23 protein-coding genes and 1 tRNA gene are annotated in these 23136 nt (G+C 46.5%); 17 read left to right on the forward strand and 7 right to left on the reverse strand.

From position 1 onward, the window contains the following. Window positions 1–76: 76 nt before the first annotated feature. From UM402_RS03790 to UM402_RS03810, 5 genes are all read left to right on the forward strand, one after another. Window positions 77–991, forward strand: coding sequence for a hypothetical protein (locus UM402_RS03790; RefSeq protein ID WP_058579551.1), 915 nt, complete (start codon window positions 77–79; stop codon window positions 989–991). Window positions 992–1160: 169 nt separating this feature from the next. Beyond that, window positions 1161–3893, forward strand: coding sequence for a TonB-dependent receptor plug domain-containing protein (locus tag UM402_RS03795; protein ID WP_058579550.1), 2733 nt, complete (start codon window positions 1161–1163; stop codon window positions 3891–3893). Between the two features lie 66 nt (window positions 3894–3959). Further along, on the forward strand, window positions 3960–4937 hold the full coding sequence (locus tag UM402_RS03800) for a class I SAM-dependent methyltransferase (RefSeq protein ID WP_058579549.1): 978 nt from the start codon (window positions 3960–3962) through the stop codon (window positions 4935–4937). Window positions 4938–5080: 143 nt separating this feature from the next. Further along, the gene (locus tag UM402_RS03805; protein ID WP_058579548.1) at window positions 5081–5641 is read left to right on the forward strand and encodes a FlgO family outer membrane protein; all 561 of its coding nucleotides are present in this window, start codon (window positions 5081–5083) and stop codon (window positions 5639–5641) included. 24 nt (window positions 5642–5665) lie between these two features. Further along, entirely contained in the window at window positions 5666–6250 is a 585-nt protein-coding gene (locus UM402_RS03810; RefSeq protein ID WP_058579547.1) for a FlgO family outer membrane protein, read from the forward strand. An 11-nt stretch (window positions 6251–6261) separates the two neighbouring features. On the opposite strand, the gene UM402_RS03815 is transcribed toward UM402_RS03810, so the two are convergent. Then, a complete protein-coding gene (locus UM402_RS03815) occupies window positions 6262–6984 on the reverse strand; it encodes a DUF1499 domain-containing protein (RefSeq protein ID WP_058579546.1) in 723 nt (240 codons plus the stop codon). Window positions 6985–7167: 183 nt separating this feature from the next. Between UM402_RS03815 and UM402_RS03820 the strand changes: the two genes are divergently transcribed. The 9 genes from UM402_RS03820 to UM402_RS03860 all read left to right on the forward strand — a co-directional run bounded on the left by UM402_RS03820 (window position 7168) and on the right by UM402_RS03860 (window position 17203). Next, entirely contained in the window at window positions 7168–7521 is a 354-nt protein-coding gene (locus UM402_RS03820; protein WP_058579545.1) for a type II toxin-antitoxin system RelE/ParE family toxin, read from the forward strand. A 1-nt stretch (window position 7522) separates the two neighbouring features. Continuing rightward, window positions 7523–7825, forward strand: a complete 303-nt coding sequence (locus UM402_RS03825; RefSeq protein ID WP_058579544.1) for a helix-turn-helix domain-containing protein — start codon at window positions 7523–7525, stop codon at window positions 7823–7825. 113 nt (window positions 7826–7938) lie between these two features. Then, window positions 7939–10254 (forward strand): TonB-dependent receptor, encoded by a 2316-nt coding sequence (locus tag UM402_RS03830; RefSeq protein ID WP_058579543.1) that lies wholly within the window; start codon window positions 7939–7941, stop codon window positions 10252–10254. A gap of 9 nt (window positions 10255–10263) precedes the next feature. Next, window positions 10264–12405 (forward strand): dihydrolipoyl dehydrogenase, encoded by a 2142-nt coding sequence (gene lpdA, locus UM402_RS03835; protein WP_058579542.1) that lies wholly within the window; start codon window positions 10264–10266, stop codon window positions 12403–12405. A 1-nt stretch (window position 12406) separates the two neighbouring features. Continuing rightward, the gene (locus tag UM402_RS03840; protein ID WP_058579541.1) at window positions 12407–13513 is read left to right on the forward strand and encodes an ABC transporter substrate-binding protein; all 1107 of its coding nucleotides are present in this window, start codon (window positions 12407–12409) and stop codon (window positions 13511–13513) included. Beyond that, a complete protein-coding gene (locus tag UM402_RS03845; protein WP_058579540.1) occupies window positions 13492–15147 on the forward strand; it encodes an ABC transporter permease in 1656 nt (551 codons plus the stop codon). The genes UM402_RS03840 and UM402_RS03845 overlap by 22 nt, the downstream gene beginning before the upstream one ends. Then, window positions 15131–15793 (forward strand): ATP-binding cassette domain-containing protein, encoded by a 663-nt coding sequence (locus tag UM402_RS03850; protein ID WP_058579539.1) that lies wholly within the window; start codon window positions 15131–15133, stop codon window positions 15791–15793. Before UM402_RS03845 ends, UM402_RS03850 begins: the two co-directional genes overlap by 17 nt. Continuing rightward, complete coding sequence (locus tag UM402_RS03855) at window positions 15786–16403, forward strand: CDP-alcohol phosphatidyltransferase family protein (protein ID WP_058579538.1); 618 nt, start codon at window positions 15786–15788, stop codon at window positions 16401–16403. Before UM402_RS03850 ends, UM402_RS03855 begins: the two co-directional genes overlap by 8 nt. 2 nt (window positions 16404–16405) lie before the next feature. After that, window positions 16406–17203, forward strand: coding sequence for a sterol desaturase family protein (locus UM402_RS03860; protein WP_058579537.1), 798 nt, complete (start codon window positions 16406–16408; stop codon window positions 17201–17203). A gap of 9 nt (window positions 17204–17212) precedes the next feature. Here UM402_RS03860 and UM402_RS03865 read toward each other — a convergent pair. From UM402_RS03865 to flgA, 6 genes are all read right to left on the reverse strand, one after another. Then, a tRNA-Arg gene (locus tag UM402_RS03865) sits at window positions 17213–17286 on the reverse strand. A gap of 41 nt (window positions 17287–17327) precedes the next feature. Further along, the gene (locus UM402_RS03870; RefSeq protein WP_058579536.1) at window positions 17328–18491 is read right to left on the reverse strand and encodes a flagellar assembly protein FlgT; all 1164 of its coding nucleotides are present in this window, start codon (window positions 18489–18491) and stop codon (window positions 17328–17330) included. A gap of 107 nt (window positions 18492–18598) precedes the next feature. Then, complete coding sequence (locus UM402_RS03875; protein WP_058579535.1) at window positions 18599–19078, reverse strand: LPP20 family lipoprotein; 480 nt, start codon at window positions 19076–19078, stop codon at window positions 18599–18601. Window positions 19079–19136: 58 nt separating this feature from the next. Continuing rightward, the gene (locus UM402_RS03880; protein WP_058579534.1) at window positions 19137–19538 is read right to left on the reverse strand and encodes a flagellar protein FlgN; all 402 of its coding nucleotides are present in this window, start codon (window positions 19536–19538) and stop codon (window positions 19137–19139) included. Next, a complete protein-coding gene (gene flgM, locus UM402_RS03885; protein WP_058579533.1) occupies window positions 19538–19861 on the reverse strand; it encodes a flagellar biosynthesis anti-sigma factor FlgM in 324 nt (107 codons plus the stop codon). Before flgM ends, UM402_RS03880 begins: the two co-directional genes overlap by 1 nt. A gap of 90 nt (window positions 19862–19951) precedes the next feature. Next, complete coding sequence (gene flgA / locus UM402_RS03890; protein ID WP_058579532.1) at window positions 19952–20677, reverse strand: flagellar basal body P-ring formation chaperone FlgA; 726 nt, start codon at window positions 20675–20677, stop codon at window positions 19952–19954. Between the two features lie 162 nt (window positions 20678–20839). Between flgA and UM402_RS03895 the strand changes: the two genes are divergently transcribed. The 3 genes from UM402_RS03895 to flgB all read left to right on the forward strand — a co-directional run bounded on the left by UM402_RS03895 (window position 20840) and on the right by flgB (window position 23126). Continuing rightward, the gene (locus tag UM402_RS03895; protein WP_058579531.1) at window positions 20840–21775 is read left to right on the forward strand and encodes a chemotaxis protein CheV; all 936 of its coding nucleotides are present in this window, start codon (window positions 20840–20842) and stop codon (window positions 21773–21775) included. Window positions 21776–21795: 20 nt separating this feature from the next. Further along, window positions 21796–22629: a CheR family methyltransferase gene (locus tag UM402_RS03900; protein WP_058579530.1), complete on the forward strand. Its 834-nt coding sequence runs from the start codon at window positions 21796–21798 to the stop codon at window positions 22627–22629. A 95-nt stretch (window positions 22630–22724) separates the two neighbouring features. After that, a complete protein-coding gene (gene flgB, locus UM402_RS03905; protein ID WP_058579529.1) occupies window positions 22725–23126 on the forward strand; it encodes a flagellar basal body rod protein FlgB in 402 nt (133 codons plus the stop codon). Window positions 23127–23136: the final 10 nt, after the last annotated feature.

A 23136-nucleotide genomic window follows, 5' to 3' on the forward strand; every position in this document is an offset into this window, starting at 1 on the left:
AAAGCCCGGCTCTTTGAGTCGGGCTTTTTTGTGGTAGCATGAAAATACTGTCGTAGTAGTACTGGAGTGAACAATAATGAAAACAACAAAAAATCCATGGACTGAGTATTGGCAACGCGGTGCGAAAGCAAGCTTCCTAGATGAAAAGTCGCGCCTGCAAGCCTACCAAATGCGTAAATTCTGGTTTGAGCGTTTCGACGAAGCCGATATAAAACAACCGGTAGTTGATATTGGCACCGGCAATGGTGCTGTTGTGCAATGGCTGACGGAATACTCAGAAGAAAAGGGCAAAAAGTTAGATGTTCAGGGCATCGACTCCGCTGAGATAAATCCGCCAAACAAAGCGCTTAAGCTTTCTGGTAATACTCCCTATGAAACTTTCAAACTGCCCTCCAATAAAAAAGTGGGTATGTTCGTGTCACATTATGGTCTTGAATACGGTGACATGGCTGATGGGTTGAAGAATTTGCATACTCAGCTAAAAAGAGGTGGGGTATTAATAGCACTGGTGCATTCTGAATCGTCAGTAATTTATAAGAAAAGCCAAGCTATTTATGACTTAATCCCTTCGGCAGTAAAGCACTTGAAGAAGTCCGTAGCTCCACTGCAAGATGCGTTACTGAAACACGGACCCAACAATTTGCCACGTTCAGCACTGCAGGCACAACAGGCACTTAATCAATTTGCGCGGAAACATGAGCGTAACCCAGCTTTTCATGCAATGAACTTTGTACCGGCAACAAAGCATGTGTTGCAAGCTGCGGCAAAAGGTAACGAAGTTGAGTCCCGTCAAGTGTATGCAGGGTACTTAAACTCAATAAATTCAAATAAGGCGAGAACTCAGACTCTGCTGAAAGCAGTAGAACAGTTAGAAGGCATGGAAGAAGCCAAGAAGCAATTAGAGTCAGCAGGCTTTAAAAATGTTGTAATTCAGGAAGTAGAATTTCCAGAAAGTGGCATTTTTGGTCAATGTATCCAAGCGTCAAAATAAGTATACAACCTTTCCTTGCAAAGCCGCATTAGGCGGCTTTTTAACAGCTTTAAAACACTATCAACAAAATTAACACGAAAAGTTTACAACTCCTTAACTTCCTGTTAGATTCTAAGCAGCTTCTATAAAAGAAGCGAAATAATAAAAACGTTCCAGGGAGTTTTTACTCATGAAAAATATTACATTTCGTAAAAGCTTAACGGCAGCAGCAGTAGCTGCGTCTTTAGGTTTTCCAGCGTTAGCAATTGCACAAGATGCGCAATCTGACGTGAATATGGAAGAAGAAGTTGAGCGCATCCAGGTTACGGGTTCGCGTATTAAGCGTACTGATTTAGAGGGTGACCTTCCAGTAACGGTTATTGACCGTGAATCTTTAGAGCTTTCAGGTGATATCTCTGTAGCAGACGTTATTCGTGGTACCACTTTCAACTCAGCGGGTTCGTTCCGACCTCAGTCAGGCTCTTCTGCGCAAGGTGTATCTAGTGTTGATATGCGTGGTTTGGGCGCGAACCGGACATTGGTACTGATCGACGGCCGGAGACTTCCAAAGTCACCTGCGACTGGTAGTACTCAAGATTTGAACTCTATCCCACTTGCTGCGGTAGAAAGAATTGAAATTCTGTCTGACGGTGCCTCAGCTGTTTATGGTTCTGATGCGATTGGTGGTGTTATCAACGTAGTTTTACGTGATGACTTTAATGGTGTTGAATTAAAACTGGGTTCAGCGGACGTAAGCCTTCCTTCTGACGGCGGTGACCGTGAAGAAGGCTCAATCGTATTCGGTTCTTCGAGCGATAAAATTCAAGTGTTAGGTGGTGTTTCGTGGAATAACCGCGACATTATTTTTGAAAACGCTTACCCTTGGAATGAGCCAGGCTTTTCAGTTTACGGTAATAACTTTACCGATATCCTGACACCAGCTCAAAATGATGTTGTTGCTGATTTTGCGGAAAATAATCCAGATGATGAAGATACAACTATTCGTGATTTAATACCTGGCTACATGCCTGGCTTTAATGCAATTCCTGGCGCTTGTGATATTCCAAACTATCGCTTAGGTTCAAACGGCCAGACTATTAATGGTGAAGGTGCTCAAGCTTGTGGTTATAACTTCAACGCAACTAACGCAAATGAAGCTTCAACCGGTAACAAGTCAATTTTCCTTCGTGGTGATTATCAGATTAATGATGATTGGAACATTTACTTCAGTGGTTCAAATGCACAGACCAAATCTTTTGGTCGTTATGCTCCATCGTTAAATGATACCAACAGAACAATATCAGCAGATAGTCCGAACAACCCAACTAATCCAGATGGCAATGTTTATGACCCACGTACTGCAGATGCGGACGGAAATCCTCAACCACGTCAAGTAAACTATTGGCATCGTTTTGCCGCTCTAGGAAACCGTGACAACAATGTTGAAATGAAAGTTAACGACTTGTTGTTTGGTGCTCAAGGGTATGTCGGTATGTTCGATATCGATTTTGGTGTTCGTCGTAACACGACACGCACAACTGAAATCGGTGAAAACTATTTGCTAAGCTCTCAGGCTAGAAACTATGTAAACGATGGTTCGTACGATCTTAGAGATCCTCTTGGTACGCGCTTCGAAGGCAACCCTGAGTTGGCGGAAGAATACTTAGAAACTTACGGGCGCACCTACCAAGATACTCTTCGAGGTATTAATGTAACGACTTCTCGTCGCGGTAAGTTTGACCAAGAAGAAGCTTACGTCTCTGCTGGTTTCGACGTGTATGAAATCAACGGTGGTATGATTCAAATGGTAGTCGGCGCTGATTACCGTAAGGAAATCTATGCAGATAAATACGATTCACTATCTGAGTCAGGTTCTGTAGGTGGTTCTTCTGGTTCAAGTGCTGCTGGCGAACGTTATGTGCGAGCTGGTTACTTTGAAACTTTATTCCCGATCACTATGGACTTTGAAGTAACTTTAGCTGGTCGTTATGATGATTACTCAGATTACGGTAGTGACTTCTCTCCAAAACTATCTGCTCGTTGGTCAGTAAACGAAGATTTAGTTTTACGTGGTTCGTGGGGACAAGGCTTCCGTGCTCCTTCTCTTGATATCTTGACTGCTCAACCATCTTTATCTGCTGACTCAATCAGTGATGAAGACACGTGTGTAGCCTTTGGTCAGGAACCAAATTGTCAAGTTCAGGTTCAGTCAACTGTAATCTCTAATCCGGATCTACAGTCTGAGCAATCTGAGCAAATGGCATTTGGTCTTGCATATCAAGCGACTGACTACCTAGATTTCTCGGTAGATTACTATGACATCGAGATTGAAGAGCGTATCTCTACTCTGGGTGCACAGACTCTGATCAACCGAGCGGCTCAAGGTGACCCAATCCCAGCAGCATTCTCAGTAACACGTGATCCTGCTACTAACGGTATCACCGGAGTGGTTCGTGGAAGTGTCAACGAAGGTACTTTGACTACTAACGGTGTAGACTTCAATATTCGTTCAAACTTTGACTTTGGCTCAGCTGGTTCACTCGTACAGAACCTGCAAGCAAGTTGGGTGAATGAGTACCGTTTCGACGATGGTCGTAACTTTGTTGGAGATCAGGATCTTCCTGAGTACCGTGCAAACCTGAGCAACGTGTACAGAATCAACAATTTTGACTTTGCTTGGAACATTAACCACATTGCTAGTGTTGATGGACCTTCAGGTGAAAATGACTTAGTAGCAAGCTGGACAACTCACGATGTTCAAGCTGGTTATACTACTGATTTTGGTACTAAGTTTGTTATTGGTGCCCGTAACGTTTTTGAGAAGGAACCTCAATTAATCGGTTACGGTGGTCGTAACTATAACTTCAATTTGTATGACGCGTATGGTCGTATTGCATACTTCCGCGTAACACAAACCTTCTAAGTGTTATAGTTAACTAATTAAAAACGCTAGGTAAATCACCTAGCGTTTTTTTATGGGTTTAATTTAATGAAACATTGGACTAATTACTGGCGGAATAGTGGGGCTCTCAATAGCTTTGCTGAAGGTCGTGTTGCTAAAGGTTACGACGGTGATGTGAAGAAATTCTGGGATGACAAGTTTTCTTTGTTTCCAACGCAAGGGGAAATTGTTGATCTAGGCACTGGGAATGGCGCTTTGGCTATTCTTGCCCAAGAGTATGCAGAGCATAATAGTTTAGACTGGCATGTTTCCGGAGTGGATGCAGCCGAAATTTCTCCTCTTTCGATACAGGGTTTAGAAGAGTACACAAAAAGTCTTTTAGACAAAATAGAGTTTCTAGGATCTACTTTTATTGAGTCGATGGAATATCCAGATAATAGTATTTCAGCTTTTATTTCTCAGTTCGGGTTTGAGTATAGTGATAAAGAAATTGCTTTAGAGCGTGTTTATAGGACACTTAAACCTCATGGGCTGGTATGTTTAGTAATGCACACCGAAGAAAGTGAGATTGTTTTGCAATCAAAGGTCGGCATTAAAGTAAATGAAAAAGTATTTTCGTCGGAGCTTTTTTCTAAAGCTATAGAAATGTTTGAACAGAAGAAGCAAGTAGTAAAGAGGGGAGGAGCTAAGGGATGGGCCGAATCTCAGCTCTTTTCAGACTTTAATAATCATTTGCGGCTTGTAGTTGAAAATCTGATGAACCTATTTTCAAAAAATTATGAAAGGGCCTGGATTGAGTCTATCGTCGTTGCTTTTGCTGAAATAATGAGAACTTCAGTTAATAAAAGCGCCGATGCTGTATTGGAAGAGCTCACTGGCTTAAAAGAGCGTTTAATATATCATAACGAAAGATTAATAGATCAAGTTTCAGCATCTTTCACTACTTTAGAAAAAAGTAAGTTTAAAAACTTAGCAGCCAACTTAGGATTTGCTGTTGATACATCATCAGTGCTCTATGTCGATGGAGAGAACGTTGGTTGGTGTTTAGTTTTACGTAAAGACTAAAATTTTTTAAAATGCTGAATGGTCGGGCGGAAATTTTCTTTTAGTTTTATCAAGCTTTTTATTTGAGCTTTTCATTCCCCCCCTAAACCTTCCCCAACACCTGCCGATACAAAAGCATCAGCGTTTTAAATACAGGTGCGTTTATGGCTCTTCGCTCGACTCTTTTTGCAATAATGGCGTTGCTTTTCAGTAGCTCTGCATTAGCTCACGTCAGCAATCCTCATGAAAAAATTGGCGATGATTTAGCTGCACAGCTTGTAAGTCAACTACAGCGAGTTAACCAGCATTACGGTTATTCCAATATTGGTGTTACGCGCTGGGTGCTAGCTGAAACGTTAGAGCTTCCAGAGCAAGGCGACTCCATGCATAAGCTCAGCCATCAGCTTAGTGAAAGCCTCTACGCACATATGAAAGAGCGTAATCTGGACTTAGTTGAGTTCCGAGCGCAGGACTATGTGACACTGACAGCTGAAGGCTCTACTAATATGACGCGTAACGTCGATGAACTAGAAGCACAACCAAAGCTAGACTGGGTGCTGGTAGGGACTCTTTCGCGCAAAGATGATGGCGCAGTTGTGAACTTGCGTATTATTGACCGCCGCAGTCAAGAAGTGCTGGCAGCGGCAAATCGTTACGTGCCAAAGCACTTGTATTGGCCAAATAAGCAAACAGAAATGGTTGATGGTCGGCTACAACGCCATTAAAAACGCAGGAATAGGACAGTCATTATGAATGTATTAAGTAAAGTATTTGCATCGGCTGCTGCGTTAAGTCTGCTCTCAGCCTGTACCGTCTTGCCGGCAAAACAGCAGGTCGCAAAAGAGCAGCCACCCGAAACTTATTCGCAGCCCTACAGCGCACAATACAGTGTTCAACTTGCGGAACAACTGGTTGATAACGCCAGTATTCGACTCAGTGGTGTTAAAGTGGGTATTACCAATCTTGTCGGTGTAACGGGTCAGTACAATCAAAGCTCCGCTCTCAGCCAGGTGCTGTCTGAGCAGTTAGTGCAAGAGTTGCATCGCCGTGAACTGAGTGTATTGGACTTCAAAACAACGGACTTTATTCGCGTTACATCGAACGGTGATTTTGCATTAACGCGTGACTATATGGAACTTGACGAGATCATGCCAATAACGCACGTGATGGTGGGGACTTTGTCGCATCATCGTGATGGTATTATGGCAAACGCTCGCTTGGTCGACATCAACACCAAAGATGTTGCTAGTGTGGCTCAGGTATTTATTCCGGCTCACGTGGTTCATCAATTAAGCGAAGACCACGGCAAGCCGGTTATTAGAAAAGCGCCTTAACTCACAAGGCGCTACTTCAATTGAGCTTCCAACTCACTCATAAACTCCCGAATACGCTCCGCGTTTTTACCAACGTCGCTACGACCGACGCGAGACTTGCTGCGAATATCTAATTCACTGCCGTCTGCGGTGGGGCGTATGCGTATTACTACGTCGTCCTTAAAACCAAACCAAGTGGTTGTTGCGGTAGCTTCAATGCGACCGTCCTGCTCGGAACTTTCAACCATCTCCCAACCCATGCTTTTAGAAGCTTCCAAGGCTGCTTCGAACAATTGTGCAGGTGACACTAATGCTTCGTAAGTGGTCAGTTCAGGGTAAGCTTTCAGTTGTTGTATTGCGGTTTCTTCGCCGGCGTATTCAACAGGGTTGGACGCTTCGGCGCGAAGTGGAGCAATAGCAACAAACTCCGGTGGGTTTTGTGTGTCGGTGGTAATGTCGTGAATAGGGGGCACGCTTTGGGCCTTCAAATATTGGCTAAATGGCATGTAAACGGAAATCCCCCCGGCTACAATGGCTAAACCGCTCAGACCTGCGACTAACCCCTTAGGCCGACGAATAAAATACCAAATAATATTCAGTACAAACGTCGCAGCACCAATATAAAGCGCCCAGCGTAGCATTAAGAATGCGGTACCTAAATCAGCGGTACCACTTTTATATAAAGGTCCGGACACAGCCAGTAATATAACTGACAGAAAACCAAAAAGAATAAACAAACCGTGTAACGCTTTCATAACGACACCCTCTTAATAATGTTGCCTGCTATTACGTCACTAACCACGGTTTGGGTCAATGTAATTTAGCGGTGTGATCTTTCCCCTGAACTAGCGGCAGTTTAAAGTCAAAGTTGACTATAGTCTAAAATGAATATAGCATTAAGGCTATTATTGGTTAAAGTTGAATAAGTAAGGATACTTATGTGGCAAGTGCGAACAACGGATCTGTTCGATGACTGGTATGAGTCTTTAGATAGTATTGATCGGGAAAATGTACTGGCATACATGATATTGCTGAGAACAAAGGGGCCAATGCTTAACCGCCCTTATGCTGATAAGGTGAAAGGCTCTTGCCACCATAATATGAAAGAGCTTCGGGTTCAGAGCAAAGGTAATCCGATAAGAGTGTTTTTTGCATTTGATCCTGTCCGAGATGCCGTTTTGCTATGTGCAGGTGAAAAGACAGGTAACGAAAAGCGATTTTATAAAGAAATGATACCGGTAGCTGACAAAGAGTTTTCAAAGCACTTGGACGATTTAATGAGAGGTAATTGAAATGGCGAGAACATTAGAGCAAATACTTGAAACAGAAAATGAGGATATTGTAGTCAATGCAGAAGCTAAAGCAGAGGCTATGCTGCTTGATATCCATTTAGCTGAAGTTCGTGCGCTTATGAAAAAGACGCAGAATGATATGGCTAAAGCACTAGGTGTTAAACAGCCAACTATTGCGAAAATGGAACGTCCGGGGCGCGATGTAAAGCTTTCGAGTTTGAAACGTTATATTGAAGCAGGTGGCGGCAAGGTTCGACTGGATATCGAGCTTCCTGACGGCCAACATCATAGGTTTCAGTTATAATAATGAGTTTGGTTAAAAAGGCGCCTGTTCAGGCGCTTTTTTTGTTTAGGCTAATCAAAATCAGACTCAACTACGTAGTATCTGGCTAATAATAAAAAACAAGGACAAAGCCGATGAAAACATGGTGGTACGCCGTATTACCTCTAGTTGCCTTTCAGGCGTCAGCTCAGGAAAAGCCAATCGAAATCATAGAGGTTATTGGCCGCGATACCTCATCGGTTGTGCTGCCTTCTGAGGACTCGACGGAAGGCCTTTTCGGTCTGGCAGAAAGTCTGCAGGAAATTCCGCGTGCGGCTACCGTCATTAATAAGTCGTTAATGGAAGAGGCTGCGATTAATGACTTAAACGACATTGCGCGGTTCGCTCCAAACAGCTTTGCGGCGGCGGGGTTTGGGAATCCCTCATTGCCAACGTTGCGCGGTCAGCTAGGTGAGCTGTATGAAGCAGGTATGCGCCGTCAGGCAGGTAATAACGGCTTGGGTATTCCTATGTCATTTAATGCCATAGAGGGCATGGCGGTTGTTAAAGGCGCTCCGCCGGTTATGCTTGGTACGTCGCAGCGAGTGGGTGGCTTTGTTAATTTACAGCCGAAAACAGCGCGCCTGAATGACATGGAAACCCAGGTAAAAGCGCAGCTAGGCCAGTGGAGTCAGTATCGTTTTCAGGTTGACCATAATTGGATATTAAAAGAAAACGAGCAGGGTTTAAGAATTAGCGCCGAATACGTTGACGAAGACAGTTTCTACGATTACCACCATCATCGTAGTGACGATGTTTTGTTAGCTTACACGTTTGCGCCAAACGACGACACACAGCTGGATGTTTCTCTGGAGTATTACGATGTCGAATGGACAGATAACGCTGGTATTAACCGCCCGACTCAAAATTTGATTGATAATAACTTATACATTACCGGACAGGGCGAGCAACCGAATGGTTCACGCGTTCCGGGGGCTGGTGCGGTTATTAGCCCAACCGGTGAAGTACGCATAGACCGTAGTACGACCTTAACCGATCCGCTTGATACCAACACTGCAGAAACCGCGCTTCTGCATGCGAAATTTCAGCATTGGCTAAATGACGAACTGGTTTTGGTGAACCGTACTTATTATCAGTATTTAACCCGCGAGGGTATTAACCAAAACAGCTTTGTTGAAATTATTGACGATGCGCATACCTTTGAAAACCGCACCGAGCTGCACATAAACAAGAAGACGGTAGTTGGTGTTAACCTGCGTATAAACGACGTGCTGGGATACAGTCAGTTTACCACCGAAGCGGACAACCCTATTGACCTCACAGGTCCGCTGGACAACCGCCGAATTCCGTTAAACCAAAGCCAACAAGCGCGACTGATAGAATTGCGTCCGGGGTTGTTTGTGTCGCCCGGTGCACAGTACGATTTAGACGGTGACGGGGCGGGTGACTTTAATTTGTCAGACACTACTGACTCAACGACTAATCAGTGGGGCGTTTTCGCACAGCATGAACTGGAACTGACCGACAAGTGGCGTGTAACCGGCGGTGTAAGAGCTGACTATTATGATGTTAAAGCTGAGGACCCTATTGCCCCGCAAGGTGTAAAAGCTAAAAGCGATACCTACAATGACTGGTTAAGCGCCATAAGTTTGTCCACGCAATACGACTGGACGCCGGAGCTAACGCTATACGCAACGGCTTATGAAAGTGACTCAACCTCGAATTCTATGGCCGGCGGTACGGCATTAAACGCTGCCGGTGAAATTGATGCGCGGAACTTCGCGACTGAAAACACGCTTTACGAAGTTGGCGTTAAGTACGCACCAGACGGAGCGCGCTGGTATGCAGACGCGGTATTATTCGACCAGAAACGAAGCTTGCGTAACCGCGATGGGTCGAACAGTGGTATTCGAACCGAGGGGCTGGAAACTCAGTGGCATTACGCGAGTGAAACTGGCTATTGGGTAACTTTAGCAGCCAGTTATATCGATGCTCGTTGGGATAACTCCACAGCGTCGCAGGGAACCCGGCAGGTGGCGGATGCGTTTGACAATTCGCGTCCCGATATTATTGAAGGTACAGGCGTAGGCTCGCCAAACTTTACGTTATTCCCGGCGTCGAACCAGCAGTTGCAGGGAATACCAGAAGTGCAGGCATCGATTGTTGCGGGCTGGAGTATTACGGATAAGTGGTCGGTTGGCGGCGATTTAAGCTATACCAAACATTATCCGTTAGATTACTTACAGACCGTTTTTATTCGCGATCAGCACACATTAAATCTGAATACTCGCTACCGCTTTAATGAGCAACTGAACCTCCGCCTGGATGTATTTAATGCGACCGATCAAGACAACTGGTCACCAGTATTTGAAGGTGGTTATTTTGGCGCAACGCTGGCCTTTCCGTCACAACCGGCACATGCACGTTTGAGTGTTAATTACGAGTTTTAAGGAAGACAAATGTCATTGAAAAAGCTGTTGTTGCTGTTGGTTATTGTTGCGCTGTTTATTAGTGCATTTGCGTTCGATTTAACCCAGTATTTATCGCTTGATGTGCTTAAAGAAAAGCAGCAACAACTGAATCAACTTTTTGCAGAGCACCCGTTCAAAGTATTTGCCATTTACTTCGCCATTTACGTTATTTCTACGGCGCTTTCTCTGCCGGGGGCGACCGTTTTAACTTTGGGGGCAGGAGCTATTTTCGGTTTTGGCTGGGGCCTGTTGTTGGCTAGCTTTGCCGCTTCGCTCGGTGCTTTTCTGTCGTTTTTAAGTGCTCGCTTTATTCTCCGGGACTGGGTGCAGGATAAGTTTGGTGAGCGCCTTGACGCCATAAACCGCGGTATTGAGCGCGACGGGGCGTTTTATCTTCTGAGTCTACGACTAGTGCCTATTTTCCCGTTTTTTGTCATTAACCTGGTTATGGGACTTACCCCGATAAAAGCCTGGACTTACTACTGGGTCAGTCAGGTGGGAATGTTGCTAGGCGCGGCAGTCTACATCAATGCCGGTACGCAGTTAGCGCAAATCAACAGTTTAGGCGATGTGGTATCGGCTGACTTAATTGGTGCTTTTGTGCTCCTAGGCATAATGCCTATTCTTGCTAAATTTATTCTCAGTTTGCTTAAGCGTCGTAAAGCGTTTAAAGGCTACAAAAAGCCGAAGTCATTCGACAATAACTTGGTGATTATTGGTGCGGGCTCGGCTGGGTTAGTCAGTGCTTACATAGCGGCGGCGGTAAAAGCCAAAGTGACCCTTATTGAAAAGCATAAAATGGGGGGCGACTGTTTAAATACAGGGTGTGTGCCATCTAAAGCGTTATTGCACGTTGCAGAGCTGGCGCATAACGCCCGCAATGCAGGCAATGCGGGGGTCAGTGTGGGTGAGGTGAGTGTCGACTTTAAGCAGGTGATGCATCAGGTGCAGTCAGTTATTAACGACATAGAACCGCATGACTCAGTCGAGCGCTATACCAAGCTTGGGGTGAGTGTCGAACAAGGCACTGCAAAAATCCTTTCGCCGTGGGAGGTTGAAGTAACGGCTGACGGTGAAACCAAGCGCATAACCACTCGCAGCATTATTATTGCTACTGGGGCCAAGCCGTTAGTCCCTAACTTTGAGGGCTTGGATAAAGTCAGCTATTTAACGTCGGATACCTTGTGGGACTTAGAAGAGCTGCCTAAACGCTTGCTGGTATTGGGCGGAGGCCCTATTGGTTGTGAGCTTTCCCAAGCTTTTCAACGGCTAGGCAGCCAGGTAACGCAGGTGGAAATGACTGATCGCTTAATGGGACCGGAAGATGAAGACACGGCTGAGTTATTAATGCAACGTCTGGTTCATGAAGGCATTGATATCAAGTTAAACCACAAGGCCATTCGTTTTGAGAAGAAAGGGAATGAATCTGTTCTTATTGCTGAACATAACGATAAAGAGGTGGCTATAGCCTTCGATAAGGTGCTAATAGCATTAGGCCGGCAACCAAACATTTCCGGTTTCGGGCTTGAAGAGCTGGGCGTGCAAACCAATAAAACGGTTGGAACCAATCAATTGCTGCAAACGAACTTTCCGAATATCTATGCCTGTGGCGATGTCGCCGGGCCGTACCAGTTTACTCATGTTGCGTCGCACCAAGCCTGGTATGCGTCAGTTAATGCGCTGTTTGACCCGTTCAAAACCTTCAGAGCTGACTATTCCGTTATTCCCTGGGTGACTTATACGTCGCCGCAAGTTGCTAACGTTGGGTTAACCGAACAGCAGGCTAAAAAAGCGAATAAAGAGTATGAAGTTACCGAGTACGATATTGGTGAGCTCGATCGCGCCATAGCTGATGACAGTGCTTATGGTCGAGTGAAGGTACTAACCAAACCGGGTAAAGATGAGATATTAGGTGTAAACATTGTTGGTCCTCAGGCAGGTGAACTTTTAGCGGAATACGTATTGGCTATGAAACATGGTATTGGGCTGAATAAAATACTGGGTACCATTCACAGTTACCCGACACTGGCCGAAGCTAATAAGTATGTGGCGGGCGAATGGAAACGCGCCAATGCGCCGCAGAAGCTGTTAGCATGGGTGGAGAAGTTCCATCGCTGGCGCCGGAGTTAATATGCGGGTACTCGCTTTAACTACTCTTGTTCTTTTGACTTTATTTGGCACAACTCTATTTGGCACATCCAAGGCAAAAGCCGAAGTAGTGAACTTTTATGCCTGGGGCGGTTCACCGCAAGTGAATAGTTACTTACGCTGGGCGCAACAGGAGTTAGAAGCCGAAGGTATTCAGCTTAGACACAACAAAATTGCTGACGCCTCAGAAGTGGTTAAGCAGTTAATTAATGGTTATTCCAATGCTGATATTATTTGGATTAACGGTGAGAATTTCCACGCCCTAAAAAAAGCTAATGCTCTGCTGCCCATTGTTGAAGATATTAAAGGTATGCAGCACATTAACCCGGAGCTCAATTGGCAAACCGACTTTGGAGAGCCGGTGAATGGACTGGAAGTTCCCTGGGGGGTAGGTCAGTTTAACCTCATAGCTCGGCCCGGAGTGTTTGAAACAGAAGCCGTGAGTGCACAAGAACTATTGCGTGCCGCACAGGATAATAAAGGCCGAATCAGTTACCCAAAACCGCCGGAATTTCATGGTACAACATTTCTGAAGTCTTTATTATTATCGCTCTACCCCGAGAGGCGGTCAGTATTTCAGCAACCGGTAGCGTCCGTTAATGCAGAAGAGATCACTCAACCGCTCTGGGACTACCTCGACAAACTTCATCCGCTATTATGGCAACAGGGGGACAACTTTCCGTCATCCGCCGGCGAACAAGTGTCTTATTTAGCTAATGGGCAGCTGGTTATGGCGGTAAGCTTTAATCCCAATGACTACAGAACCTTAGTCAACCAGGGACGCTTGCCAGCCGGAGTTCAGCGGTACACTTTATCTGATCGAGCTATGACCAACACGCATTATTTAGCCGTTCCCAAAACAGCACAGAATCCAAAGCTCGCGAAACAAGTCATTGAGTTTTTATTGTCTGTGCAAGCGCAGCGTCGCAAAGCAGATACTAACCGCTGGGGAGATCCTTCCGTTTTAGCGCCGCAGTTACTGAAAACTTACGAAACCAGTCAGCAAACAGAGCTGTTACCGTCAACCGATGACTTTCACGCCAGTTGGCAGTCGTATTTGGAGCAGCAATGGTCCGAGCGCTATCAGTAGCCATTAAGTTTGCCTTCATTGTGTTACCTGTCGGCGGTGGCTTAATGCTGCTGTTGCTTTCGTCTTTTAGCACAGACTCGGGCATAACCAACAACGCTGTTTATACTATTTTGAGTGAGCGCGCGACGTTAGTGTCGACACTGCTGGTCGCTATTGTGGCTCCGTTAATGGCTTGCTATTTGGCGTTGTGGCTGGCGCCTGGGTTATTAAAGCGCCCCAGGCTGCAACAGTTGCTTTCACCGGTATTGTCGGTACCTCATGTGGCGTTTGCCGTTGGACTTATGCTGCTATTCAGTCCTTCCGGATGGCTTATTCGCGTAGTTGAGGGTATCACCGGCCTGTTACCGTTTCCACCGCAAGGCTGGCCCTTACCGGAAAAGTCCGTGATTACCGTTATGGTAGTCCTGGTATTAAAAGAGCTGCCATTTTTGCTGCTGATGATAGCCGCCCAGTTAAAACAAGTGCCTGCCAGCTCCTGGCTGACTCAGGCACAAAGCTACGGCTACAGTCAGCGGCAGGCGTGGTGGCGGGTTGTTACGCCAGAGCTGTTAAAGCGCTTAACCTTGCCTATGGCTGCCGTTATTATTTACTCGTTGTCGGTGGTCGATATTCCACTGCTGGTGGGCAGTAACACCGAAGCATTGCTGGTGCAGCGCGTCTATGAATGGACGTTCCAGTTTTCACCGGAAAGTCAAAGTAAGGCCGTAACCGGTGCCTGGGCCCTTATGGTTATCGCGGTACTGCTGCTGTTTCTTAATAGCTTACATTCTGGTTTGTATCGTAAGTGGGCGCTTACCAAAGCGTTAAGAAAACAATGGTCGAAAACGACATTTTCCGATAAAGCCGCAAAAATCACTTGGATAGCCTTTGGTTTTTTGTCACTCGCGATAATTGTTGTGCTCATACTGCAAAGTGCAGCGTCAAGTTGGTTTTATCCGACACTCATGCCAGAAGCTCTGAGTTTGAACCGCTGGCAGAGCGAATGGCATTACCTCACGGAGCCCTCGTTCAATAGTATTTGGCTGGCCTTAACCAGTGCTTTATTGGGTGTTATTTTTGCGGTCGTGCTGCTTCAACATCAACGCGAACAAAAACAGAAGCGCTCTTTAAACGCCTGGGTTCTAATTGCGTTATTCGTTCCACAAGTGCCGTTAGTTCTTGGCTGGCAGATGATGCTTGGTGAGCACCTTACGCAGGGCTGGAATGTTATGTGGGTCGCTTGGTCACATACGGTATACACAGTGCCTTATGCGTATTTAGTGTTACACGGTGCCTATACTCAGTTTGACGAGCAATGGTTGATAAAAGCCCAAAGCTTAGGGTATTCCGCGCGGCAAGCTTGGTGGAAAGTTATGCTACCTATGTTGAAAACTCCGTTGGCAACGGCGTTTGCGATCGCTTTTTCGGTGAGCATTGCGCAGTATTTGCCGACTCAATGGCTGGGGCAGGGGCTGACACCGACATTAACGACAGAAGCCGTCAGCGTTGCCAGTGGCGGTGACTGGCGTATTGGCAGCCTTTATGCGTTGTTGCAAACTATAGTGCCACTTATTGTGTTTATGAGTGTAGGCCTGCTGAATACAGGTTTAAAAGGCAAAAAAACAAAAGCGGAACGCTATGCTGACTATTCGTAATTTGGTTATTTTCTCCGAAATGACAGGCTCCTCAAACAGGCTGTTGCTTCGACTCAATAGCCTGGACATAAAACCCGGAGAAGTGGTGACCTTAATGGGTCCCAGCGGCGTGGGTAAATCGACCTTACTGCGCTGGGTTCTCGGTGAGCCGTTAGCGGACTTTAGCGTAAAGGGTGAACTGACGCTAAACAACAATGACATTGGTCAGCTTTCAGTAGCGCAACGACGAATTGGTATGATGTTTCAAAAAGGCGGCTTGTTTCCGCATATGACAGTGGCCGAGAATTGCCTGTTCGCACAAAAGCCTCGCTCAACCCTCAATCGCAAAGCGCAAGCTGAAAAAGCAATGTCCATGCTGAGCACGCTGGGGTTAAACGACAAATGGAACCACTACCCGCATAGCTTAAGTGGCGGCCAGTATTCCCGAATTTCGTTACTTTGCGCGTTACTGGCAGAGCCAAAAGCCATGTTGTTGGACGAGCCGTTTTCGGCACTTGATGCTAACTTGAAAGAAGAAGTAAGAGACTGGACCTTCAAACAGTTGAACGAAAACAAGATACCCACGCTGTTGGTCACGCATGATCGCACTGACGCTCATGGGCGTATTTTAACGGTGAATGAAGACAAAGAGATAGTGGATGATTGATCCTAAATTATTACCCGTAACTCGTGCTGTACTGGATGTTCCAGCCCGACTACTGGTGCGGCTGGGCGTAACGGCTGACCAAGTCACGGTGGCCGGGTTTGTGGTTGGGTTACTGGCTGTGCCGCTATTGGCTTTGGAACACTATACGGCAGCGCTGATTGCTATTTTACTGAACCGGCTGGCCGACGGTCTCGACGGGGCCGTCGCCAGACGAACGCAACTGACCGATGCCGGTGGTTATATCGATATTGTGCTCGACTTTATTTTCTATAGTGCGGTGGTGTTTGGTTTTTTACTGGCATCTCCGGAGCAGCACGCCGTAGCAGCCGGAGTGCTACTGGTGACCTTTATGGGCACGGGGTCTACGTTTTTGGCATTTGCCAGCGTGGCGGGGAAGCGGGGAATCGAGAACCCTTCCTACCCCAATAAGTCACTGCACTATATGGGCGGTTTAACGGAAGGTTTTGAAACCATACTGGCGTTTGTCTCATTTTGTCTGTGGCCTCAGCATTTTGCTGTGTTGGCGTATATATTTGCCGCGGCCTGTTGGATAACAGCAATAACCCGCATTGTGGCGGGTTACCGAACCTTAAAAAAAGGGAGCGGCTGACAATGTCTGAGACAGCCTGGCGACTTAGCGTATTTGTGGTTGTGCTTATTCTCATGGTGTTGTGGGAATATGCGTCGCCTAAACGCCGGTCGCGTTACAGCCGTAAGCAGCGCTGGCCGGCAAACTTAGGCATTGTGGTTATTGATACCGTGCTTTTAAGAGTTATCGCCCCCATTGGTTTAACTGGCGTAGCGGTATGGGCTGCGAGCAATGGTTGGGGTTTGTTTCATAGTGCAATAGCAAGCGGTGCGCCGTTTTGGCTGGTTGTGACATTAAGCATTCTTGCGCTCGATATTGCTATTTACTGGCAGCACCGGCTGTTTCACCGGGTGCCTTTGTTATGGCGACTGCATCGGGTACATCATGCGGACCCTGACTTCGATGTGACGACCGGTTTGCGCTTCCATCCGGTAGAAATTGTTTTGAGCTTTTTTATTAAAGCCGCTGCGGTTATCGCTCTAGGTGCACCGGGTGTTGCTGTTATTGTGTTTGAGATTATTCTGAATGCCTGTTCGTTGTTTAACCATGGCAATGTGGCCCTGCCCAAGCCTTTAGAAAAAACAGTGCGAAAAGTTTTAATTACTCAAGAATTGCATCGCATTCACCACAGTGTCGAAAAAGAAGAAACCAACAGCAATTACGGGTTTAGTGTGACTTGGTGGGACCACCTCTTCAAAAGTTTCACTCCCGCACCTAAAGCGGGCTCAGACAACATTGATATTGGTCTGAAGGAATACCGAGACCAGACAGTGACAACTAAAATTTGGGGCCTACTGAAAATACCTTTTATTCGTGGCTGAGTTGGCTTGCGTCCCCGGCAGGAGTCGAACCTGCGACCTATTGCTTAGGAGGCAATTGCTCTATCCAGCTGAGCTACGGGGACGTGCCGCGAATTATGCCAGAACCGGCGAGCGGTTTCATCCCCTAGTCAATGGGAACAACCCAGTCTCTGACTTGTACATTATGCAACATATTGCTGCCGGTTAACTGAGCCACTGCTGTGCTTTGCTGAACTTGTTGCACTTCCACTTCAAACTGGCTGACTTCCCATTTTTGGCGAAAACGACCTTGGTCATCGGTAAAGTGGCTTGGGTGCAGGACCTTTAATTTGTCGCCTACTTTAACGCCATGTTGCTGACCTAAATTAAACTGTACGGTCTTCTCATCAACGGCAATAACGCGGCCGCGCACTGGCTTACAAACCAGTTTTTCTTTCACGCCACCGGCCAGGTCTTCTAAGCCACTGTCGAGAGCGGCGCCAAAAGGTTCGTCCCAGAAGTTTGCGGTTGCCACGTCGACGGTGGCGGAGCGATCAAATGTCCAGGGCTGAGTGTCTTCGACTCGAGCGCGAGTTACAAGTTGCCCTGTGCTGGCATCCATTAAATATAGGGTCAATGCATAGTGGCGATCGGGCGTTGAAGACCATAGCCAGCCGGAGTCGGTATTCATCATAGCTAAGTCGTCAAACAAGCCAAACACGACGAACTGACTGTCGTTAGCCAGTCCTAAACTACGTGCCATACGCCCCAGTTCTTCCAGATTCAGGCCACTTAATGCGTCGTTTAGGCCCGCGTGACGTTGTAAGGTGTGGGCAATATGAATTTGACTGCCGACGCCACCTAGTGTGCGCGAAAAGCGCTCAGCAGACACTTCGCCGATATCCCAAATTTGGCCCCAGGTACCATGGGCGCGGTCGCGCAGCTCAAACGGCACAATAGTGACGGAGTTTTTATAGCTACTGCGGGCGCATTCGCCCTCGCGGTTCCAAATGTCTGCGCGTAGTAAAACCACGACACGATCGTCCCGAACTTCCTCTCGCACGATAGAAACTTGATCGACATCGCCACGACTGGTCCACTGGGTTTCTGTGTTACTCAGGACGCCATCAACCACCTGCTGAATGCTGCTGATACTGCCACCAGAAGAGAGGAGAGCTTGTTGAAGGGCGTTTTCAATGGCTTGCTGGCGCGCCTTTTCGACATCACCATTCACAATACGCGCCGTACCTTGAGCTTCAATCCAGCGAGCGTCGCTTGGAAACGCAAGAAAAATAAGTGACGCGAGTAAAAGCAAGGTCTTCCAGTTCATGTGTTGTATCCCAGTCTTATCCAAAGTGTCGATTTATTGTCGGTCTTTGAGGCTTTCTCTGAAATAAAATGCAAGAACCCTGCCAAATTTTAACTTAAAAGCTTTGCTTAATAATAAACAACACGTTTTACTTTTTGCTGGCGGTTGGTGCTTTGATACAAGCGGTGTACTTTCTCAAAGTCTAAACGCAATTCCGTCGCGTAATACTCGCCAACGGTGTAGGTTTTCACGACTTCGGCCCCGCGAATAACACCGTCAACCGATGCCTGAAAGCTATCGTTATTCAACGCCCAGTCTTCCACCGAGCTGCTGCCGGCAATTCGTTGCCCATACACTTGTTCCGCAAGTTCGCGATACGCAGCCAGCTTAGAGGCGCGCATCGCGTTTAGGTCTTTCACTTGAGCCGAATCACCTGATTGCTTTTCAATAGGCGCATAGCCAACCGCGTTTAATACCGGAAAGGTGTCAGGCGTTTGAGTTTCCCATTCGACGTGCTTTTGATCGTACACCAAGTTGTTATAAGCCGCACAGCCACTTAAAACCATTGATGAAAGGACAATACCCAGTGTCAAAATTTGCTTTGTCATAACGACCCCTACGGACTAAAACGTACTAATCGTTATAACGGCTGAAACGCAGAATTCTTTAACGAATTTTGCCTTTACTGTTGTAGGTAAGAGAGTCTTTGCGGGCTGACTGTAAAATACTTTGCTTGAGTTGGTCAATGCTGTTCAGCGTCGACTGAACTACGCGTTCATTGACTTGGTTTTGGTGTTGAACATTGGCGAGGGTTTGCTTAATGGACTCAACCGCAGCGGCTAACTGCGCGTCTTCTTTCAAAGTGTCTTTGTCGGGGTGCTCTGACAACAAAGTGTCGAGGCGTGTCACTTCGGCCAGAGCTTTTTCTTTTTCTGAAGTAATAGCAGGAACGTCGGCATGCTCGCGTTCGACAATGGCATTTAGCTCGCGCTGTTGCAGCAAAGCCAGCCTATCTAGCGACTCCGCCATGTCATCAAGCAATTGGTTTACCGACGCTACTTCCGTCATTACTCGTCGTTACCGCCTGCAAACAGGTCTGACTCAAACTGAGCCAGCTTGGACGCTAACTGCTCAACATTAATTTTGTATGAGCCGTTTTCAATTTCTGCTTTAATTCTGTCCACTTTAGCTTGGTCGATACCACTGCTGTTCATGGCCTTTTCCTGCAATCCACCCAGTTGTTGGGCTTCGCTGGTCAAGGAAACCGCGTCACCGCCTTTTTGAGAAACCGATGCAGAATTACCCGCCTGGCCGTTTTGAACCTGGCGATTGCTTGATTTGTTATCGATACTGGTGTTTTTCAATCCAGCATTATTGATGTTAATAGCCATTGTGTTGCCTCGCTAGATAGTAAGTCTCGGTTACTTATCGACCATATCCGAAAAAACTTAACTAAAAAATTCACTTTTTTGTAAAGTATTTTAAAGGTTGACGGTAACCTCGTTAAGCCCTGTCACAACAGCCTCTATCGATTTGCCTGAGCGGGCATTTTTTACAACAACTGACTCGCCTTTTAAACCGTCAGCTAACGCTTTTCCGTCAGCGGTAATTCTCAACGCCTTGTTTTGAGCTACTATTGTAACCGTTTGGTCCTCACAAACAAGGCAGGTGTCAGTCGCTCGAATGGCCTGTCCCGCACCAATGCGCTTTTTGACGCGAGCGCCAACCAATAGTTCCTTCTCGGTGTAAACATTAGAGCGTATTTGGTTTAAGTCCACTTCGGCAAACGTTAAATCGCTTTCGCTAATCATTTGACCCGGAGTCATGGGGCCGGACGCCGTCACGACATTTTTGTAACGGTAAATTCTGACCGGTACATAAGTACGCCACCCATTTGCCGTCGCACATTTAATTTCAACGGTTGTGTAGCCGTCTAAGCGCGCGTTGCTCGCCAAGCCAACATCTGGTGCTGCTGAGCAGCGTTTAGGCGTCATTCTTGGGTCGAGATTATTGGCAACAACATCAATGCGACCATTTTCAGGCGCTCTGACTCTTGAGCGCACAAAGTCATGCGCCAGAGTCTGTAATGCCTTATAATCCAGGCGTACGTCATTACCTTGCGCTTGTGCGTGATTTGGGCTCAGACCAATAAATAAGGTCGTTATTGCAAAAATCGAACTGATCAGCAGCGATTTACGTACTATCATAAAAATATCCTGACGTTATCTACTAAGGTTATCTGGCTGCCTGCCGAAAAAAACGGTATAACGTCAAAAGTTCGGCGGCGTCACCAATAAATATTTGCTGGTAGTGGTTTAAGCAAATACCGTGCCGAAGTAAGGTAGCCTGCCATATTACAGGAGTGAAGCATGGCCAGTATTCTCGATTCAGTGAATCAGCGCACACAAATGGTCGGACAAAACCGGCTGGAATTATTGTTGTTCAGATTAACGGGTAAACAACGTTTCGGTATTAACGTGTTTAAGGTAAGAGAAGTTCTACCTTGTCCAAAGTTAACGGCAATGCCGCAGCGCAACCCGTTAGTCAGAGGTGTTGCACATATTCGTGGCCAGGCTATTTCCATTATCGATTTGAGTATGGCAACCGGTGGGCCGGCTATCACCGACATTGAAAACCGCTTCGTCATTATTTCTGAATACAACAGAACCGTTCAGGGCTTCCTGGTGGGTGGTGTTGATCGCATTATGAATATTAATTGGGAAGACGTAATGCCACCGCCGAAAGGGGCCGGGCGCGACGCTTACCTGACAGCGGTCACCGAAATCGAAAATGAATTGGTTGAAATAATTGACGTTGAACGTATTTTGGCTGACATAGTGCCGGTTAACTCGGACGTTAGTGAAGAAGTGGCCAATGCAGAAGTCAATGTGGCCAAAGAAGACCTCACTATTCTTATTACCGATGACTCTTCAGTAGCACGCAACCAAATTAAGCGCGCGCTTCAGTCGCTGGGTATTAACCTGGAAGTGAAGAAAAACGGTAAAGAAGCGCTTGAGTATTTAAAAGAGAAAGCAAAAGAGCTGGGCGGCAATGTACATACCCACGTACCTGTTATGGTGTCCGACGTAGAGATGCCGGTGATGGATGGCTATACATTAACCGCTGAGGTAAAAGCTGCCCCCGATTTACGCGATATTCATGTTATTTTGCATACATCATTGAGTGGCGTCTTTAATCAGGCTATGGTGAAGAAAGTCGGCGCCGATGATTTTATTGCAAAATTTCATCCCGATGAGCTGGCGACAGCCGTTCAAAAATGGCTTAATACCGAAGTAACCATTTAAAGAGTAGCAGTTAATATAACGTGTCGAATCGCGAATTAAGTTTATCGGAATACCAAGAGTTTCGTCAGTTCCTGGAGCACCAGTGCGGTATTGTACTGGGCGAGAGTAAACTGTACTTGGTTAAAAGCCGGCTCAGCCCGTTAATGGGGCGCTTTAATATTGACTCGTTGTCAGAGTTGGTAAAGCGCTCTATGAAAATTAGTGAACGCGCACTGAGGGCGGCGGTTATTGACGCCATGACCACTAATGAAACCTTATGGTTTCGCGACACTTACCCATTTCAAATTCTGCACGATCGTATTTTTGCTGAATACAAAAACCACACCGGGCCTTTAAAAATATGGTCAGCGGCTTGTTCGTCTGGGCAAGAGCCGTACTCTATTGCCATTACTTATGACGAATTTAAGGCCAAAAATCCGGGTGCTCTAAAAGGTGGCATTAAAGTGACCGCCACGGATATTTCCAATAAGGTATTAGAGCAGTGTGGTATTGGTGAATACGACAGTTTGGCACTAGCGCGTGGCTTATCCGCAGAGCGTCGTCAAAAGTATTTCACTGACGGCAGTAAGCCAGGTTCGATGAAGGTCAGAGATAACTTAAAAACACATATCCACTTTCGTCACCTGAACTTATTGGACAGCTATTCATTACTCGGCAAGTTCGATGTTATTTTTTGCCGCAATGTGCTTATTTACTTCTCCCCGGAAGTAAAGCGGAAAATTATTGCCCAATTCCGGCAATCATTAAACCCGGGCGGCTATCTCATTCTTGGCGCATCGGAGTCTATTTCAGGCTTAACCGATGACTTCGAGATGATTCGCTGCAACCCCGGTATTATCTATCGTCGTAAGTAACGACGCCCCTTAGCCTACTTTTCAAAAATATCTGTCGGAAATTCTGGCACGATATCTGCATTGTCTTCACCATCGAACACTGTGGAGACAAAAAAATGGCACTTTCCATGGATAAAATTATGGGAATACAGCAACACACGTTGGGTATACGTACCCAGCGTGCGGAGCTTATTGCCAATAACATTGCAAACGCAGACACCCCCGGCTACAAGGCCAAAGGGCTGGATTTTCAGCAAGCTCTGCAACAGGCACAGCGCGGCATTGAAACGCACAAAATGGCGCGCACCCACGAAAAGCACTTCAACGTTGAAATAAAGCCGCAGGGCACAGAGAAGTTTCGCGTGCCGAATCAACCTGATACCGGTGACGGTAATACCGTTGATGTACAGTTGGAACAAAACTTGTATGCACAGAATGCACTGGAATACGAAATGACCATGAACTTTCTTGACGGACGCATTAGCGGTGTGAAGAAAGCCCTCGGCGGCGGACAGTAGGTGAGGTGAA

Origin of the sequence: Idiomarina sp. OXR-189, from assembly GCF_034373425.1 — a bacterium.
Lineage (GTDB): Bacteria > Pseudomonadota > Gammaproteobacteria > Enterobacterales > Alteromonadaceae > Idiomarina > Idiomarina zobellii.

What these genes read in the sequence shown, in the direction of transcription:
- flgM (WP_058579533.1), bottom strand. Translation starts at nt 19,861, where the DNA reads ATGGCTATTAACATCAATAATGCTGGATTGAAAAACACCAGTATCGAT.
- UM402_RS03875 (WP_058579535.1), bottom strand. Translation starts at nt 19,078, where the DNA reads ATGACAAAGCAAATTTTGACACTGGGTATTGTCCTTTCATCAATGGTT.
- UM402_RS03790 (WP_058579551.1), top strand. Translation starts at nt 77, where the DNA reads ATGAAAACAACAAAAAATCCATGGACTGAGTATTGGCAACGCGGTGCG.
- UM402_RS03895 (WP_058579531.1), top strand. Translation starts at nt 20,840, where the DNA reads ATGGCCAGTATTCTCGATTCAGTGAATCAGCGCACACAAATGGTCGGA.
- UM402_RS03845 (WP_058579540.1), top strand. Translation starts at nt 13,492, where the DNA reads ATGGTCCGAGCGCTATCAGTAGCCATTAAGTTTGCCTTCATTGTGTTA.
- UM402_RS03795 (WP_058579550.1), top strand. Translation starts at nt 1,161, where the DNA reads ATGAAAAATATTACATTTCGTAAAAGCTTAACGGCAGCAGCAGTAGCT.
- UM402_RS03880 (WP_058579534.1), bottom strand. Translation starts at nt 19,538, where the DNA reads ATGACGGAAGTAGCGTCGGTAAACCAATTGCTTGATGACATGGCGGAG.
- UM402_RS03820 (WP_058579545.1), top strand. Translation starts at nt 7,168, where the DNA reads ATGTGGCAAGTGCGAACAACGGATCTGTTCGATGACTGGTATGAGTCT.
- UM402_RS03830 (WP_058579543.1), top strand. Translation starts at nt 7,939, where the DNA reads ATGAAAACATGGTGGTACGCCGTATTACCTCTAGTTGCCTTTCAGGCG.
- flgB (WP_058579529.1), top strand. Translation starts at nt 22,725, where the DNA reads ATGGCACTTTCCATGGATAAAATTATGGGAATACAGCAACACACGTTG.
- UM402_RS03855 (WP_058579538.1), top strand. Translation starts at nt 15,786, where the DNA reads ATGATTGATCCTAAATTATTACCCGTAACTCGTGCTGTACTGGATGTT.
- UM402_RS03870 (WP_058579536.1), bottom strand. Translation starts at nt 18,491, where the DNA reads ATGAACTGGAAGACCTTGCTTTTACTCGCGTCACTTATTTTTCTTGCG.
- UM402_RS03805 (WP_058579548.1), top strand. Translation starts at nt 5,081, where the DNA reads ATGGCTCTTCGCTCGACTCTTTTTGCAATAATGGCGTTGCTTTTCAGT.
- UM402_RS03860 (WP_058579537.1), top strand. Translation starts at nt 16,406, where the DNA reads ATGTCTGAGACAGCCTGGCGACTTAGCGTATTTGTGGTTGTGCTTATT.
- lpdA (WP_058579542.1), top strand. Translation starts at nt 10,264, where the DNA reads ATGTCATTGAAAAAGCTGTTGTTGCTGTTGGTTATTGTTGCGCTGTTT.
- flgA (WP_058579532.1), bottom strand. Translation starts at nt 20,677, where the DNA reads ATGATAGTACGTAAATCGCTGCTGATCAGTTCGATTTTTGCAATAACG.
- UM402_RS03815 (WP_058579546.1), bottom strand. Translation starts at nt 6,984, where the DNA reads ATGAAAGCGTTACACGGTTTGTTTATTCTTTTTGGTTTTCTGTCAGTT.
- UM402_RS03800 (WP_058579549.1), top strand. Translation starts at nt 3,960, where the DNA reads ATGAAACATTGGACTAATTACTGGCGGAATAGTGGGGCTCTCAATAGC.
- UM402_RS03825 (WP_058579544.1), top strand. Translation starts at nt 7,523, where the DNA reads ATGGCGAGAACATTAGAGCAAATACTTGAAACAGAAAATGAGGATATT.
- UM402_RS03850 (WP_058579539.1), top strand. Translation starts at nt 15,131, where the DNA reads ATGCTGACTATTCGTAATTTGGTTATTTTCTCCGAAATGACAGGCTCC.
- UM402_RS03840 (WP_058579541.1), top strand. Translation starts at nt 12,407, where the DNA reads ATGCGGGTACTCGCTTTAACTACTCTTGTTCTTTTGACTTTATTTGGC.
- UM402_RS03810 (WP_058579547.1), top strand. Translation starts at nt 5,666, where the DNA reads ATGAATGTATTAAGTAAAGTATTTGCATCGGCTGCTGCGTTAAGTCTG.